Genomic DNA, 15,418 nt, shown 5'->3' with positions numbered 1-15,418 from the left:
ACGAATTTCATGAAGATTTCATGAAGGCTCAGCTTTTGTTGCGTCAATCCCCTGCCCGCGCTTGGGAAAGCTGCGGATACCCCTGGGGCGCTCCTTACAATCCTCGCGCATGATCCGCCTCGTGCTCCGCCTTCCCGTCGGCAACCGTGCCGGCGCCGTGCCCTACGTGCGCGTCGACGCCTCCGGGTCCGCGGGCGAACATGGCGAGGCGCAGCCGGCTCTGTTGCCCAAGGCCGGCCTCGCGGTCGGCGTGTGGCCGGCCGAACAGCTCACGTTGCTGGGCCTGCAGTTGCCGGCGATGCCGGCGGCGCGCCTGCAGGCGGCGCTGGCCGGCGCGCTCGAGGACCGCCTGCTCGGCGACGTCACGCTGCAGCACCTGGCGGCCGCGCCGCGCGAGCCGGACGGCAGCCTGCGCTGGGCCGCCTGCTGCGAACGTGAAGCCCTGCGCCAATCCCTGCAACGCCTGGAACAGGCCGGCTGCGAGGTCGGCCGGGTCGTGCCCGAGCCCGCGCTGCTGGATCCGGGCTGGGCCTGCCTGCAGCAGCTGGACGAATCCCGCGTGCGCCTGTTGTGGCGCGATGCCGCCGGCGAGGCAGGCTGGCTGCACCTCGCGCGCGAGGAGGCCGCCGCGGCCTGCCCCCAGCTTCCGCTGGGCATCCTGGTGGAGCCGGGCCTGGAAGGCCTGGCCACGCGCTGGTTCGGCGAGGCCGTCGCCCAGCAGCCCTGCGACCACGCGCGCTGGCTGGCGCGGGCGGCCGACTCGGCATGGGATCTGCGCCAGTTCGACCTCGCACCGCGCGCCGCCGCGCAGCGCCTGTGGAACCTGCTGCGCGAGCAGGCGGCCACGCCGGCGTGGCGCCGCGTGGCCTGGCTCGCCGGCACGCTGGCGGCACTCGAACTCATCGGGCTGAACCTGCACGCCGCGCAGCTTCGCCGGCAGCAGACGACCTTGGAGTCGCGCCTGCAGACCACCGTGGCACAGGCGCTGCCGGGAGCGCCTGCCGTGCTCGACCCGGGGGTGCAGATGCGCCGCGCCCTGGACCAGGCGCGCCTGCGCAGCGGCGCGGCGACCAGCGACGGCCTGGAGGTGCTGATGGGCCGCGCCGCGCAGTTGCTCGCGGGCACGCGTCCGCTGGCGCTGGACTTCAGCCCCGGCAGCCTGAGCCTGCGCCTGCCCTCCGGGCAGGCCGCCGCCGCGTCGCGGCGCTGCCAGGAGCAGGGCCTCGATTGCAAGGTCGACGGCGCTTCGCTGGTCGTCACCGCATCCGACTGACTCCCAGGCGACCCCGGCCATGGCCCTGTCCCCCCGTCGCGGCGCGCCCGCACCGCTTGCCACGCTGAACGCCAGCCTGCTGCTGCGCTGGCGCACGATGTCCCTGCGCGAGCGCCGCCTCGTGCTGGCCGCCGCCGGCCTCGTGGCGCTGGCGCTGGCCTGGCTGGTGCTGCTGCGCCCGGCGCTGCGCACCGAGGCCCAGGCGCCGCAACGCATCGCCCACTTGCAGGCGCAGCTCGCGCTGGCGCGCAGCCAGGCCGAGGAACTCTCGCGCCTGGCCGCGCAGCCAGCGGTTCGCGCGCAGGAGGGCGATCTCGGCGCCGCAGCCACGCGCTGGCTGCGCGCGCACGGAGCGCAGGCCCAGGCCGCGTCCTTGCCGGGCAGCGTGAGCCTGCAGCTGCAGCACCTTCCGGCCAGCGAACTGGCCGAGTTCGCGCGCACCGCCCGCCAGCAATGGGCCGCCCGGGTCGCATCGGCCCGGCTCAAGCTCGATGCCGGCGGCAGCAGCCTGTCGGGCAGCCTCGAACTGCTCGCGCAACAGGTGCAGTCCGGCGATGCGGCGCAGGATGCTCCCGAACAGGCGCCGGCCGGCGCCCAGGGAGGCTAGAGCCATGACATCCCGGCGCTGGCCCTATGCCGCGGCAGTGCTGCTGGGCTGCGTCTGGGCGCTGCTCGCCCACGCCCCGGCGAGCTGGGTGGCCTCCGCCGTGGCGCGCGCCTCGGGGCGCCACGTGCTGCTCAGCAATGCCCAGGGCTCCTGGCACGACGGCCGGGCACTGGTGGTGCTGAGCGCCGGGCCACAGGGGCGCGATGCCAGCACCCTGCCCGGCCTGCTGTCCTGGAAGCTCGGCTTCGGCCGGCTGTGGGCGGGAGCGGTCGACCTGCGCCTGAGCTGGCCGCCGCTGGCCGCGGATGCCTTGCGCGCGCGGCTGGAGCCGGGCTTCGGCGGCTGGAGCCTGGAGCAGCAGGGCGGCCCGTGGCTGGCCGCCTTCCCCGCCTCCTTGCTGGAGGGCCTGGGAACTCCGTGGAACACGCTCGCCCCGCAAGGCCTCGTGCACCTGCGCCTGCAGCAGCTGCGCCTGCGCTCGGCGGCCGGGCGCCTGGATCTGCAGGGCCGGCTGCGCGCGGATGCGATGGACATGAGCTCGCGCCTGAGCACGCTGTCGCCGCTGGGCAGCTACCGCGTCGAGGTCGACGGCCGCGGCGGCACCGCCGGCGTGGCCTTGAGCACGCTGTCAGGCTCGCTGATCCTCGCCGGCGACGGTGTCTGGAACGGCCAGCGCATGCAGTTTTCGGGAACCGCGCGCGCGGCGCCGGGCCGGGAGCAGGCGCTGGCCACGCTGCTCGGCCTGCTGGGCCGGCGCGAGGGCGACCATGTACGCATCGGATTGTGAACGCATTGAGCGGTGAACCAGGGGGACCCATTTCCATGAGCGCAAACTTCATTCCCAGGATGATTCGTCCGGCGCTCCTCCGCGGCCGCGATGCCACGGCATGGCTGCTTTGCACGGCCCTGGGCCTGGCCCCGCTGGCCCCCGCCGGCGCTGCGCCGCGCACGGTCGAGCGCCACGCGCAGCAGGCCGACGCCCGGCCGCCCATGACCATCGACCTGGTCAACGCCGAGATCTCCAGCGCGGTGCAGGCCGTGGCCGCCGCCACCGGGCGCAACTTCATCGTGGATCCGCGCGTGAAGGGCCGCATCTCGCTGCAATTCAAGACCCCCGTGCCGCCCCAGCAGGTCTACCTGGCCCTGCTCACCCAGCTGCGCCTGGCCGGCTACGCGGTGGTCGAGCACGAGGGCGTGTTCAAGGTGGTGCCCGAGGCCGATGCGCGCCTGCAGACCACGCCGGTGGGCGTGGGCAACACGTCCGCGCACATTCCCGGACGCGGCGACCAGGTGGTCACGCAGGTCTTCGAGCTGCGCAACCAGGCCGCCAGCAACCTGCTGCCGGTGCTGCGCCCGCTGATCTCGCCGAACAACACCATCAACGTGGACCCGGGCAGCAACGCGCTGGTGATCACCGACTACGCGGACAACCTGCGGCGCCTGGCGCGCATCATCGCCGGCCTCGACATCCCCACCGGCAGCGAGGTGGACGTGGTGCCGCTGCGCTACGCGGTGGCCTCCGAACTCGCCTCCACGCTGGACAAGCTGATCTCGCTGCAAGGCGCCTCGGACAACTCGCGCGGCGCGGCGGTGCGCGCGCCGGTGCAGAACGTCGGCGCCATCGCGAGTTCCACGGGCATGCGTGCCGTGGTGCTGCCCGACACCAGCAGCAATTCGCTGATCGTGCGCGCCAGCAACGGCGTGCAGCTGATGCAGATCGAGCAGATGATCCACAAGCTCGACCGCCCCGCCGACGACGACGGCGACGACATCCACGTGGTCTACCTGCACAACGCTTCGGCTGCCTCGCTGGCCAAGGTGCTGCAAGGCGCGCTGTCGAACTACAACGCGGACGGGTCCACGGGAGCCGGCTCCCTGCAGCAGGCGGCGAACCGCAGCCTGACCGGCGCGGCCGGGGGCGCATCCTCCGGAACCACCAGTTCCTCCTACGGCGGCTCCATGTCGGGCGGCCTGGGCCAGGGCAGCAGCGGCGGCAGCGGCTCGGGGATCGGCTCGGGCAACGAGCCGCAGTTCACGCCGACCCCCGACGACCAGACCGTCGCGCTACCCCAGGGCGGCTCGGTCTACGCCGACGTGTCGATGAACGCGCTGATCATCAACGCGCCCCCGCCGGTGTACCGCCAGCTCAAGTCCGTGATCGCCAAGCTCGACGTCGCGCGCGCGGAGGTTTACGTGCAGGCCCTGATCGTCGAGGTCAGCGCCAACAAGCTCGCGCAACTGGGCGTGCAGTGGCAAAGCGCCGCCGGCAGCGGCAGCGGCAACAACGCGGTGTTCGGCGGCACCAACTACAGCAACGCAGCCAACGCCTCCCGAAGCAACATCATCGCGCTGCAGACGGCGATCGCCAGCGGCAACGGCGGAACCGCGCTGAGCTCGGGCGCGGTCGCTCCGGAGCAGGGGCTGAACATCGGCATCCTGCACTCCATCGCCGGGATCACGACCCTGGGCCTGCTGGCCAATTTCCTGCAGTCCAACGTCGACGCCAACATCCTGTCCCAGCCCAACCTGATGACCCTGGACAACGAGACGGCACGCATCGTGGTGGGCCAGAACCTGCCCTTCGCCACTGGCTCGTACACGAGCACCGGCAACACCAGCGCGGTCAGCAATCCCTTCACCACCTACAGCCGGCAGGACGTCGGCCTGATCCTGAAGATCCGGCCCCAGATCACCGCGGGCAACGTGCTCAAGCTCGACGTGTACACCGAGAACTCGACCGTCGTGGCGCCCACCGCCCAGCAGGCGCAGGCGGGCACCTTCATCACCAACACCCGCTCGCTGCAGACCACGGTGCTGGTCAACAACGGCCAGACCATCGTGCTGGGCGGCCTGATGCAGAACCAGGTCAGCGCCAACGACAGCAAGGTGCCGGGCCTCGGCGACATCCCGGTGCTGGGCCTGCTGTTCGGCGGCAAGTCGCACCAGGCCGTGAAAACCGACCTGATGGTGTTCCTGCGCCCGGTGATCGTGCGCAAGCCGGACCAGGCCGAAGGCCTGTCGCGAGGCGACTACACCAGCATGCAGTCCGTCGAACGCGGCGCGCAGTTGCCCCCCTCCTTCGCGCTGCCGTTGATGCCCGGCCCGATCCTGCCCGACCTCGGCCCGGCGCAGCCGCCAGCCCCGGCGCCCGCCCCCGCCCCCGTGCCGGCGCCGGCGGCGGCACCCGCGGCCAGGCCCTGAGCCCCGGAGCCGGCGATGTCCGCACGCTACCCGCTGCCCTACGCCTTCTGCCGCGACCAGGCGCTGCTGGCCGAGCGCGAGGGCGACGATCTGATGCTGTGGATCAGCGAGTCCACGCGCGCCGCCGGCATGGCCGAGGTACAGCGCCAGCACCGCGTGCGCGAGGTCCAGCGCATCGCGCAGGATGAACTGCTCGAGCGCATCGGCGCCGCCTACGCGCAGCGCGACGGCAGCGCCGCCGAGGTGGTCAGCGAGGTCGAGGGCGACGTCGACCTTTCGCGCCTGCTGCAGGACTTGCCGGCGGTGGAGGACCTGCTGGAGACGGCCGACGACGCGCCGATCATCCGCATGCTCAACGCCCTGTTCACGCAGGCCGCGCGCGACGGCGCCAGCGACATCCACGTCGAGCCCTTCGAGACCTTCTCGGTGGTGCGCTTCCGGGTCGACGGCACGCTGCACGACGTGGTGCGGCCGAACAAGGCGCTGCACGCGGCGATGATCTCCCGCGTGAAGATCCTCGCCCAGCTCGACATCGCCGAGAAGCGCCTGCCGCAGGACGGGCGCATTTCCCTGCGCATCGGCGGGCGCGCGCTGGACGTGCGCGTGTCCACGCTGCCCTGCGCCCACGGCGAGCGCGCGGTACTGCGCCTGCTGGACAAGTCGGCGGCGCGCCTGGACCTGCGCGTGGTGGGCATGTCGGCCCCCATGCTCGAGCGTTTCGACGCGCTGGTGCGCCACCCGCACGGCCTGCTGCTGGTCACCGGGCCGACCGGCAGCGGCAAGACCACCACGCTGTACTCCGCCCTGTCGCGCCTGGAGTCGGCCGAACTCAACATCATGACCGTGGAGGACCCGGTCGAGTACGACCTGCCGGGCATCGGGCAGACCCAGGTGAATCCGCGCATCGAGCTGAGTTTCGCCCGCGCGCTGCGCGCCATCCTGCGCCAGGACCCGGACATCGTGATGATCGGCGAGATCCGCGACTTCGAGACGGCGCAGATCGCCATCCAGGCCTCGCTGACCGGCCACCTGGTGCTGGCCACGCTGCACACCAACGACTCCCCGTCGGCCGTCACGCGCCTGATCGACATGGGGGTCGAGCCCTTCCTGCTCGCCTCCTCGCTGCTGGGGGTGCTGGCGCAACGCCTGGTACGCGTGCTGTGCCCGCAATGCCGCAAGCCCTCGCCCGACGGCACGGGGTTCATCGCCGACGGCTGCCCGGCCTGCAACCACACCGGCTACCGCGGCCGCACCGGGGTGTTCGAGCTGCTGGAAGCCGACGACCCGCTGCGCGCGGCCGTGCACGAGGGCGCGTCCGAAGCCGAGTTGCGCCGGCTGGCCACCGCCGCCGGCATGCGCAACATGCGCGAGGACGGCATGCGCTGGGTGCAGTCGGGCCAGACCTCGCTGGCCGAGCTGATGCGCGTGACCCGCGAGTAGCCCGGAGCACGCTGCCATGCCCGCCTACCGTTTCATCGCGCTGGACGCGGCCGCCGCCGAACATCGCGGGGTGCTGGAAGCCGACAGCGCGCGCGGCGCCCGCTCGCTGCTGCGTTCGCGCGGCCTGATCCCGCTGCAGGTCGACGCCATCGCCGCCGAGGGCGCGCCGGAGGGCACGCGGCGCTTCGCGCGCCGGCGCATGAACGCGCAGGAACTGGCGCTGCTGACCCGCCAGATCTCCGGGCTGCTGGTCTCGGGCCTGCCGCTCGAGCGCGCGCTGGGCGCGCTGGCCGAGGACGCCGACCGCGCCGAGGTGGCCGACCTGCTGCAGGCAGTGAAGAGCGAGGTGGGCGGCGGCCACAGCCTGAGCGCGGCGCTGTCGCGCCACCCGCGCGAGTTCTCCGAGGTGTACCGCGCGCTGGTCTCTGCCGGCGAGGATAGCGGCGACCTGGGCGCGGTGCTGGGCAGCCTGGCCGACTACCTGGAGAGCAGCCAGCAGCTGCGCTCCAAGCTGCTGCAGGCGGTGGCCTACCCGGTGATCGTCGTGCTGGTGGCCATCGCCGTGGTCACGCTGCTGCTGACCTACGTGGTGCCGCAGGTGGTCGGGGTGTTCCAGGGCGCGCACCAGAAGCTGCCGCTGCTGACCGTCATGCTGATCGCGCTCAGCGGCTTCATCCGCCACTGGGGCTGGCTGATCGCGCTGATGCTGGCCGCCGGCGCGCTGCTGTTGCGCCAGGTGCTGCGCGTGCCGGGGCCGCGCGCGGCGGTGCACGCCGCGCTGCTGCGCGTGCCCCAGCTCGGACGCCTGATCCGAGGGCTCAACACCGCGCGCTTCGCCTCCACGCTGGCGATTCTCAGCGGCGCCGGCGTGCCCATCCTTCGCGCGCTGCAGGCGGCCATCGACACCGTGTCCAACACCGTGCTCAAGGCCGATGCGCAGGAGGCCCTCGCGCTGGTGCGCGAAGGCTCGTCGCTGGCCTCGGCGCTGAGCCTGCACCGGCGCTATCCCCCGGTGCTCATCACCTTCATCCGCCTGGGAGAGCAGACGGGCACGCTGCCCGAGATGCTGCAGCGCGCGGCCGCGCAACACGCGCAGGAGGTGCAGCGCCGCGCCTTCACGCTGGTCACCATCCTCGAGCCGCTGCTGATCCTGGGCATGGGCCTGATGGTCATGACCATCGTGCTGGCGGTGATGCTGCCCATCATCCAGATGAACAACCTGGTGAAGTGAGCCCCATGGCCGAGACCTCCCTGTCCCCGCACACGCGCCCGAACGGCCCGCGCCTGGCCGCCGGCCTGGCCGCTTTGGTCCTGAGCGCGGCCTGCGCGGCCGCGGCCGTGCACTGGGGCCTGCGCATCTGGCGCGAGGTCCAGGTCGCGCCGCCCCCGCCGCGCGCGCTGACGGACTGGGACGCGCTGGCCTCGCAGGCCGCGCGCCTGTACCCGGCGCCCCATGTGGCCGCGGCCTCCACGCAGTTTCGCCTGTGGGGGGTGATCGGCGGCGGGGAGTACGCCGGCGCGGCCCTCATCGGCATCGACGGCGGGGCGCCCCAGGCCTACCCCGCCGGCGCGCTGGTGGCCCAGGGCGTGCGCCTGGTGGAGACCGGCTTCGGCCGGGCCGTCCTGCTGCGCAACGGCGCGCGCGAGGTGCTGCAGACCAGCCCCGGCGCCGAGCCCGCGGCAGCGCCGCCGGGCGCGCCGGCGGCCGAGGCCTGGCCGGCCGAAGGCCGCCCGGTGCTGTCCGGCGCGAACTCGGCGGCCGCCGAGGCCGCCGCGCTGCGCGCCGCGGCACGGCATCCCGGCTGAGTCCTCCCGGACCCCCGCGGACACGGGGGAGTGGCACGGGCCGTGCGCGCTGTCATCAAAGCGTCGCGCGCAAACCCTACAAATCGTGTCCGGCGCAACCCGATGCAACTTCGCGCCGCCGCTTGGCCACTTTTCCCGAGGACAACCATGAAACGCAAGATCCTTGCCGCGCTCGTCGGCGCCAGCCTCCTGTCCTGCGCAGCCGCGCGGGCCGACCAGGGCCCCGTGCCCGCCGGCGTCCCCCACCTGGACCACGTCTGGGTGATCATGATGGAAAACCAGCCCATGAGCGCCGAGGTGGGCAACCCCGACGTTCCGTACATCAACCAGCTCTACCGCAGCGCCAACGTCGCCACCAACTACTACGGCGTGGGCCACCCCAGCCTGACCAATTACCTGGAGGTGATCGGCGGCTCCAACTTCGGCGTGCGCAGCGACAACATGCCCGACTGGCACAGCGCCTCGTGCTCGCCCAACATCGTCACAGGCGTGCCCAACCTCGACGCCGCGGCGCCGCAGGGCCAGCCCACGGTGATCTGCCCCATCCAGGGCTCGGGCGTGGACGCCGAGACCCCGGCCATCGATTACGTGAACGAGGTGTACCCGGTAGGCTCGGGCGTGCCCGGCAACCCCGCCACCGGCTCCTGGGACCTGGACGGCAAGGTGGGCTTCGCCGCCGCCCCGACCGTGGGCAAGACCATCGCCGAACAGCTCATGCAGGCCGGCAAGTCCTGGAAGAGCTACCAGGAGGACCTGCCGCTGGCCGGCGCCGACAACGTCAACTACAGCGACGGCGTGTTCGTCAACGGCAACGACAGCGCTTCGCTGCTGAGCCAGCCCACTCCGGGCGGCTCGATGGTGCAGTTGTACGCGGCCAAGCACGACCCCTTCGCGTACTTCCGCGACATCCAGGAAAGCCCGGCCCTGCACGAGAACATCGTCGGCTTCGACGGACCGCGCGGCCTGTACGCCGACCTGCGCAGCGGCCAGGTGCCCAACTTCTCCTTCATCGCGCCCAACCAGTGCAACGACCAGCACGGCCGCGGCAATGCCGGCGCCGACTGCACCGGCGCGGCCCTGATGTACCGCGGCGACGCCATGCTCAGGAAGCTGGTGCAGGCCATCCAGGCCTCGCCGTCCTGGGGCCACGGGCACAACGCCATCGTCGTCACCTGGGACGAGAACGACTACGGCGTCAACGAGCCCAACAAGGTGCTGACCCTGGTGATCAACAACCACCGCGCGCCGCGCGTGGTGGATAACACCTTCTACAGCCACTTCTCGCTGCTGCGCACGCTGGAAGGCGGCATGGGCCTGCCCTGCCTGAACCATGCCTGCGATGCGGGCACGGCGGTGATGAGCCCGCTGTTCGCCGGCACGCGCGATCGCGATCAGGATCGCGACCACGATCGCCGCTGAGCAGGAGCCGCCCGCCGCGGGAGCTTGCGCCCCGCGGCGGCCCCCGGGGCGCCCGTGCCCGCATGGCGGGGCACGGGCGCCCGCTCAGGTAAGCTCGGCGCAGTGTCCGAACCTGCCGTGCCGCCATGAGCCAAGCCGAAGCTCCCGCCGCCGAAGTCCCCGTACCGCCGGAAAAACTGGTGGTGGCGATCTCCTCGCGCGCGCTGTTCGACTTCGAGGAGGAAAACCTCGTATTCGAGACGGCCGACGACAACGCCTACATGCAACTGCAGCTCGACCGACTGGACGTGCCGGCCTCGCCCGGGGTGGCGCTGCAACTGGTACGCAAGCTGCTGGCCTTCAACACCAGCGACACCGACCGCGACCGTGTCGAGGTGGTGCTGCTGTCGCGCAACGATCCGGTGTCGGGGCTGCGGGTGTTCCGCTCGGCCCGGCACCACGCCACGGCCATCGAACGCGGGGTGTTCACGCGCGGACGCCCGCCCTACCACTACCTGCACGCATTGGGCGCCAGGCTGTTCCTGTCGGCCAACACCGAGGACGTGCGCGCCGCGCTGGCTGCCGGCTTCCCCGCCGCCCAGGTGTATCCGCAGTCGGTGCGCGCCGGCGAGGCGTACCCGAACGAGGTGCGCATCGCCTTCGACGGCGACGCCGTGCTGTTCTCCGACGAGGCCGAGCGCGTGTACCAGCGCGAGGGCCTGCCCGGCTTCACCCGCCACGAGACCCGCAAGGCCGCGCTGCCGCTGCCTCCCGGCCCCTTCAAGCCGCTGCTGGAGGCGCTGCACCGGCTGCAGCACGCGGCCAGCAGCGGCGCCACCTCGATGCGCCTGCGCACCGCGTTGGTCACCGCGCGCAGCTCGCCGGCGCACGAACGCGCGGTGCGCACCCTGATGGCCTGGAACATCGCCATCGACGAAGCCATGTTCCTCGGCGGCCTGGACAAGGGCCCCTTCCTGCGCGAATTCCAGCCCGACTTCTTCTTCGACGACCAGACCGGCCACGTCGAGTCCGCGGCGCGCCACGTCCCTGCGGGCCGGGTGCACTCCGGGGTGCACGACCAGGGCGGCGACGGGAAGTTGCGATAATCCCCCCATGCAAGCTTGGCTCCCGCTCCCGCACGCTCCCGCGCAGCCCGCGTGGCGCAGCGCCGTGGGGGAGGCCTGGCCCTGGCGCAAGCCAGCCGCCTGAACGAATCCCCCTCCCCCGCCTTGCCGCCCGCACCGGGCGGCCCCCCGGCGCGTGCCGGCCGCGATCCCGCGGCCGGGCCCGCGCGGCGCAGACTCCGGAGTGTCACGCCATGCTGCTGATGATCGACAATTACGACAGCTTCACCTTCAACCTGGTGCAGTACCTGGGCGAACTCGGCCAGGACGTGCGCACCGTGCGCAACGACGAGCTCACGACGGCCGACATCGAGCGCCTGGCCCCCGAACGCATCGTCATCTCCCCCGGCCCCTGTTCGCCGGCCGAGGCCGGGATCAGCGTGGAGGTGTTGCGCTCGTTCGCCGGCCGCCTGCCCATCCTGGGCGTGTGCCTGGGCCACCAGGCGATCGCGGCCGCCTTCGGCGGGCGCGTGGTGCGCGCGCGCACCATCATGCACGGCAAGACCAGCCCCATCGAGCACGACGGGCGCGGCGTGTTCGCCGGCCTTCCCAGCCCCTACACCGTGGTGCGCTACCACTCGCTGGCCATCGAGGAGGCCAGCCTGCCCGGCTGCCTCGAGGTCTCGGCCCGCACGGCCGACGGCGAGATCATGGGCGTGCGCCACCGCGACCACGCGATCGAGGGCGTGCAATTCCACCCCGAGTCCATCGAGAGCGAGCACGGCCACCGCCTGCTGCGCAACTTCCTCGACATGCCCAATCGCTGAAAGAGGCGCCCGACCATGACCATCGCCAACCAGGACGCGCTGGTGCGCGTCATCGAGCACCGCGAGATCTTCCACGACGAGATGCTCGCGCTGATGCGCCGCATCATGACCGGCGAGATGTCCCCGGTCATGATCGCCGCGCTGATCACCGGGCTGCGCGTGAAAAAGGAGACCGTGGGCGAGATCACCGCGGCCGCCATGGTCATGCGCGAGTTCGCCACCAAGGTGCCGCTGCACGACACCGACCGCCTGGTCGACATCGTCGGCACCGGAGGCGACAGCGCGCATACCTTCAACATTTCCACCACCAGCATGTTCGTGGCGGCCGCCGCCGGGGCCCGGGTGGCCAAGCATGGCGGGCGCAGCGTGAGCTCCTCTTCGGGCTCGGCCGACGCCATCGAGGCGCTGGGCGGCGCGCTGGATCTGGGCCCCGAGCAGGTGGCGCAGTGCCTGCAGCGCACCGGCATCGGCTTCATGTTCGCCCCCAACCACCACAGCGCGATGAAGCATGCGGCGCCGGTGCGCAAGGAACTGGGGGTGCGCACGCTGTTCAACATCCTCGGACCGCTGACCAACCCGGCAGGCGCTCCCAACCAGCTGCTCGGGGTGTTCCACCCCGACCTGGTGGGCATCCTGGTGCGCGTGCTGCAGCGCCTGGGCAGCCGCCACGTGCTGGTGGTGCACGGCGCCGACGGGCTCGACGAGGTCTCGCTGTGCGCGCCCACGCAGGTGGGCGAGCTGCGCGACGGGCAGGTGCGCGAGTACTCGGTGCACCCCGCCGATTTCGGCATGCGGGTGTGCGATCTGCGCGAGCTGCAGGTGTCGTCGCCGGCCGAGTCGGTGCAGCGCATGCGCGAGGTGCTGGACGACCAGCCCGGTGCGGCGCGCGACGTGGTGCTGCTCAACGCCGGCTTCGCGCTGTACGCCGCCGACGTCGCGCCCAGCGTGGCCGAAGGCGTCGAGCTGGCGCGCAAGGCGCTGGCCACCGGCGCGGCGCGCACGAGCATGCAGACCTTCGTGGCCTGCACGCGTGAACTCGCCGGCCTGTCCTGAAACCCGCCGCGCCGCCGCGCCCCCTGCCGATGACCGACATCCTGCAACGCATCCTGGCCACCAAGGCCCGTGAAGTCGAGGCCGCGCGCAGCGCGCTGCCGCTGGCCGAACTGGAGGCCCGCGCACGCGCGCGCGGCGACGCTCCGCGCGGCTTCGCCGCCGCCCTGCGCGCGCGCGTGGACGCCGCGCGGCCCGCGGTGATCGCCGAGGTCAAGAAGGCCAGCCCCTCCAAGGGCCTGCTGCGCGCCGACTTCCGCCCGGCACAGATCGCCGCCAGCTACGCCGCGCACGGCGCGGCCTGCCTGTCGGTGCTCACCGACCGCGAGTACTTCCAGGGCTCGCCCGAGTACCTGCGCGCCGCCCGCGCCGCCTGCGCGCTGCCGGTGCTGCGCAAGGACTTCCTGGTCGACCCCTACCAGGTCTTCGAAGCCGCGGCGATGGGGGCCGATTGCGTGCTGCTGATCGTCGCCGCGCTGGACGATGCGCGCATGGTCGAACTCGAGGACTGCGCGCTGCGCCTCGGCCTGGACGTGCTGGTGGAGGTGCATGACGGCGCCGAACTGGAGCGCGCCCTGCGCCTGCGCACCCCCCTCGTGGGCATCAACAACCGGGACCTGCGCAGCTTCGAGACCCGGCTGGAGACCACGCTGGACCTGCTGCCTCGCATTCCCCCCGGGCGCGTGGTGGTGACCGAAAGCGGCATTTCCACCGCGGCGGACGTGGCCCGCATGCGCGGCCGCGGCGTGCACGCCTTCCTGGTGGGGGAGGCCTTCATGCGCCGCGAGGACCCCGGCGCCGCGCTGGAACAGCTGTTCGGCGCGCCTTTCCCTGATGCGCCGCAGCAGGGGAGTTGACAAATCGGCGAAACGCCTTGAGAATTTTAGGTTCGCCTCGGAGGGGTGCCCGAGTGGCTAAAGGGGGCAGACTGTAAATCTGTTGGCTTACGCCTACGTTGGTTCGAATCCAACCTCCTCCACCAGGATCGAGACTCGAGAAGCCGCGCCGCGGCGGCTCGGGGAGCAGCAAGGATTGAACGGTTTTCGCAGGATTTCGGGGGGTCGCCCGGCGCCGGGTCAACAGGCGCGGCAGGCGGCCCGCGGACGCAGCAGGGATCAGGCAGCAAGGAAGGGACAGCCAGGCAGCAGCGATACGACAAGGCCACGCCGGCAGGCGCGGTTCGCGCAAGCGGATTGCAGTCGCGGGAGTAGTTCAATGGTAGAACCTCAGCCTTCCAAGCTGATGGCGCGGGTTCGATTCCCGTCTCCCGCTCCATGCTCCCTCGCGCCACGCCCTGCCCGGTCTCGTCGATTCGCCCGCAGCTTGTCCGCCCGTCCAGGCCGCCGCGCCCGGCGCGTTCTCCCGAAGTTCTCGCAAACCGGCGGCAACATGCCCATGTGGCTCAGTGGTAGAGCACTCCCTTGGTAAGGGAGAGGTCGCGGGTCCGATTCCCGCCATGGGCACCATCTTCCTGGTTTGAATTCGCGGCATCCGTTTTCCAGGTCGCGCCGTTTTTCGAGTCGCAGGTTTCACCCCTCACGGTTTTCAGGAGCATTCATCATGGCGAAGAGCAAATTCGAGCGGACCAAGCCCCATGTGAACGTGGGGACGATCGGACACGTGGACCACGGCAAGACGACGCTGACGGCGGCGATCACGACGGTGCTGTCGAACAAGTTCGGCGGCGAGGCCAAGGCCTATGACCAGATCGACGCGGCGCCGGAAGAGAAGGCGCGCGGGATCACCATCAACACGGCGCACGTGGAGTACGAGACGGCCAACCGTCACTACGCGCACGTGGACTGCCCCGGGCACGCCGACTACGTGAAGAACATGATCACGGGAGCCGCGCAGATGGACGGCGCGATCCTGGTGGTGTCGGCCGCCGACGGCCCGATGCCGCAGACGCGCGAGCACATCCTGCTGGCGCGCCAGGTGGGCGTTCCCTACATCATCGTGTTCCTGAACAAGTGCGACATGGTGGACGACGCCGAGCTGCTCGAGCTGGTGGAGATGGAAGTTCGCGAGCTGCTGAGCAAGTACGACTTCCCCGGCGACGACACGCCGATCATCAAGGGCTCGGCCAAGCTGGCGCTCGAAGGCGACAAGGGCGAGCTGGGCGAGCAGGCCATCTTCAAGCTGGCCGAGGCGCTCGACAGCTACATCCCCACGCCCGAGCGCGCGGTGGACGGCGCCTTCCTGATGCCGGTGGAAGACGTGTTCTCGATCTCCGGGCGCGGCACGGTGGTGACCGGGCGCGTGGAGCGCGGGGTGGTCAAGGTGGGCGAGGAAATCGAGATCGTCGGCCTGCGCGACACCCAGAAGACCACCTGCACGGGCGTGGAGATGTTCCGCAAGCTGCTCGACCAGGGCCAGGCTGGGGACAACGTGGGCATCCTGCTGCGCGGCACCAAGCGCGAGGACGTCGAGCGCGGCCAGGTGCTGTGCAAGCCCGGCAGCATCAAGCCGCACACCCACTTCACCGCCGAGGTGTACGTGCTGAGCAAGGACGAGGGCGGCCGTCACACGCCGTTCTTCAACAACTACCGGCCGCAGTTCTACTTCCGCACCACCGACGTCACCGGCGCCATCGAGCTGCCCAAGGACAAGGAAATGGTCATGCCGGGCGATAATGTGAGCATCACCGTCAAGCTCATCGCCCCCATCGCCATGGAAGAAGGCCTGCGCTTCGCCATCCGCGAAGGCGGCCGCACCGTCGGCGCCGGCGTCGTGGCCAAGATCATCGAGTAAA

The 15,418-nt window shown here is 71.5% G+C and carries 13 protein-coding genes and 3 tRNA genes; all 16 read left to right on the top strand.

From position 1 onward, the window contains the following. Positions 1-121: 121 nt before the first annotated feature. The gene (gspL, locus tag D466_RS0112670) at positions 122-1,273 is read left to right on the top strand and encodes a type II secretion system protein GspL (protein ID WP_196803473.1); all 1,152 of its coding nucleotides are present in this window, start codon (positions 122-124) and stop codon (positions 1,271-1,273) included. Between the two features lie 19 nt (positions 1,274-1,292). Continuing rightward, positions 1,293-1,880, top strand: a complete 588-nt coding sequence (gene gspM, locus D466_RS21680; RefSeq protein ID WP_018914085.1) for a type II secretion system protein GspM — start codon at positions 1,293-1,295, stop codon at positions 1,878-1,880. A gap of 4 nt (positions 1,881-1,884) precedes the next feature. After that, positions 1,885-2,667, top strand: coding sequence for a type II secretion system protein N (gene gspN / locus D466_RS0112660; protein WP_018914084.1), 783 nt, complete (start codon positions 1,885-1,887; stop codon positions 2,665-2,667). Positions 2,668-2,702: 35 nt separating this feature from the next. Beyond that, complete coding sequence (gene gspD, locus D466_RS23975; RefSeq protein ID WP_156004266.1) at positions 2,703-5,081, top strand: type II secretion system secretin GspD; 2,379 nt, start codon at positions 2,703-2,705, stop codon at positions 5,079-5,081. A 15-nt stretch (positions 5,082-5,096) separates the two neighbouring features. Then, on the top strand, positions 5,097-6,521 hold the full coding sequence (gene gspE, locus D466_RS23970; protein ID WP_018914082.1) for a type II secretion system ATPase GspE: 1,425 nt from the start codon (positions 5,097-5,099) through the stop codon (positions 6,519-6,521). Between the two features lie 16 nt (positions 6,522-6,537). After that, entirely contained in the window at positions 6,538-7,752 is a 1,215-nt protein-coding gene (gene gspF / locus D466_RS0112645; protein ID WP_018914081.1) for a type II secretion system inner membrane protein GspF, read from the top strand. 5 nt (positions 7,753-7,757) lie between these two features. Beyond that, positions 7,758-8,327: a hypothetical protein gene (locus tag D466_RS21675; RefSeq protein WP_018914080.1), complete on the top strand. Its 570-nt coding sequence runs from the start codon at positions 7,758-7,760 to the stop codon at positions 8,325-8,327. Positions 8,328-8,474: 147 nt separating this feature from the next. Then, on the top strand, positions 8,475-9,746 hold the full coding sequence (locus tag D466_RS21670) for an alkaline phosphatase family protein (RefSeq protein ID WP_018914079.1): 1,272 nt from the start codon (positions 8,475-8,477) through the stop codon (positions 9,744-9,746). 125 nt (positions 9,747-9,871) lie between these two features. Then, a complete protein-coding gene (locus D466_RS0112630) occupies positions 9,872-10,831 on the top strand; it encodes a 5'-nucleotidase (RefSeq protein WP_018914078.1) in 960 nt (319 codons plus the stop codon). Between the two features lie 212 nt (positions 10,832-11,043). Beyond that, entirely contained in the window at positions 11,044-11,616 is a 573-nt protein-coding gene (locus D466_RS0112625; RefSeq protein WP_018914077.1) for an aminodeoxychorismate/anthranilate synthase component II, read from the top strand. Positions 11,617-11,631: 15 nt separating this feature from the next. Continuing rightward, positions 11,632-12,669, top strand: coding sequence for an anthranilate phosphoribosyltransferase (gene trpD, locus D466_RS0112620; RefSeq protein ID WP_018914076.1), 1,038 nt, complete (start codon positions 11,632-11,634; stop codon positions 12,667-12,669). A gap of 29 nt (positions 12,670-12,698) precedes the next feature. Beyond that, positions 12,699-13,523: an indole-3-glycerol phosphate synthase TrpC gene (trpC, locus tag D466_RS0112615; protein ID WP_018914075.1), complete on the top strand. Its 825-nt coding sequence runs from the start codon at positions 12,699-12,701 to the stop codon at positions 13,521-13,523. A gap of 39 nt (positions 13,524-13,562) precedes the next feature. Then, positions 13,563-13,648: transfer RNA gene (locus tag D466_RS0112610), tRNA-Tyr, on the top strand. 219 nt (positions 13,649-13,867) lie between these two features. Further along, positions 13,868-13,941, top strand: a tRNA-Gly gene (locus D466_RS0112605). Positions 13,942-14,057: 116 nt separating this feature from the next. Next, positions 14,058-14,132 (top strand) — tRNA-Thr (locus D466_RS0112600). 94 nt (positions 14,133-14,226) lie between these two features. Next, positions 14,227-15,417, top strand: a complete 1,191-nt coding sequence (gene tuf / locus D466_RS0112595) for an elongation factor Tu (RefSeq protein ID WP_018914074.1) — start codon at positions 14,227-14,229, stop codon at positions 15,415-15,417. Position 15,418: the final 1 nt, after the last annotated feature.

Source organism: Thiomonas sp. FB-6, assembly GCF_000377645.1.
In the GTDB taxonomy this organism is placed as follows: domain Bacteria; phylum Pseudomonadota; class Gammaproteobacteria; order Burkholderiales; family Burkholderiaceae_C; genus Thiomonas_A.
Note: the sequence above shows the minus strand (reverse complement) of the source record. Positions and strands in the feature narration are given on the sequence as shown.

What these genes read in the sequence shown, in the direction of transcription:
- tuf (WP_018914074.1), top strand. Translation starts at nt 14,227, where the DNA reads ATGGCGAAGAGCAAATTCGAGCGGACCAAGCCCCATGTGAACGTGGGG.
- gspE (WP_018914082.1), top strand. Translation starts at nt 5,097, where the DNA reads ATGTCCGCACGCTACCCGCTGCCCTACGCCTTCTGCCGCGACCAGGCG.
- D466_RS21670 (WP_018914079.1), top strand. Translation starts at nt 8,475, where the DNA reads ATGAAACGCAAGATCCTTGCCGCGCTCGTCGGCGCCAGCCTCCTGTCC.
- trpD (WP_018914076.1), top strand. Translation starts at nt 11,632, where the DNA reads ATGACCATCGCCAACCAGGACGCGCTGGTGCGCGTCATCGAGCACCGC.
- gspM (WP_018914085.1), top strand. Translation starts at nt 1,293, where the DNA reads ATGGCCCTGTCCCCCCGTCGCGGCGCGCCCGCACCGCTTGCCACGCTG.
- gspF (WP_018914081.1), top strand. Translation starts at nt 6,538, where the DNA reads ATGCCCGCCTACCGTTTCATCGCGCTGGACGCGGCCGCCGCCGAACAT.
- gspN (WP_018914084.1), top strand. Translation starts at nt 1,885, where the DNA reads ATGACATCCCGGCGCTGGCCCTATGCCGCGGCAGTGCTGCTGGGCTGC.
- trpC (WP_018914075.1), top strand. Translation starts at nt 12,699, where the DNA reads ATGACCGACATCCTGCAACGCATCCTGGCCACCAAGGCCCGTGAAGTC.
- D466_RS0112625 (WP_018914077.1), top strand. Translation starts at nt 11,044, where the DNA reads ATGCTGCTGATGATCGACAATTACGACAGCTTCACCTTCAACCTGGTG.
- D466_RS21675 (WP_018914080.1), top strand. Translation starts at nt 7,758, where the DNA reads ATGGCCGAGACCTCCCTGTCCCCGCACACGCGCCCGAACGGCCCGCGC.
- D466_RS0112630 (WP_018914078.1), top strand. Translation starts at nt 9,872, where the DNA reads ATGAGCCAAGCCGAAGCTCCCGCCGCCGAAGTCCCCGTACCGCCGGAA.
- gspD (WP_156004266.1), top strand. Translation starts at nt 2,703, where the DNA reads ATGAGCGCAAACTTCATTCCCAGGATGATTCGTCCGGCGCTCCTCCGC.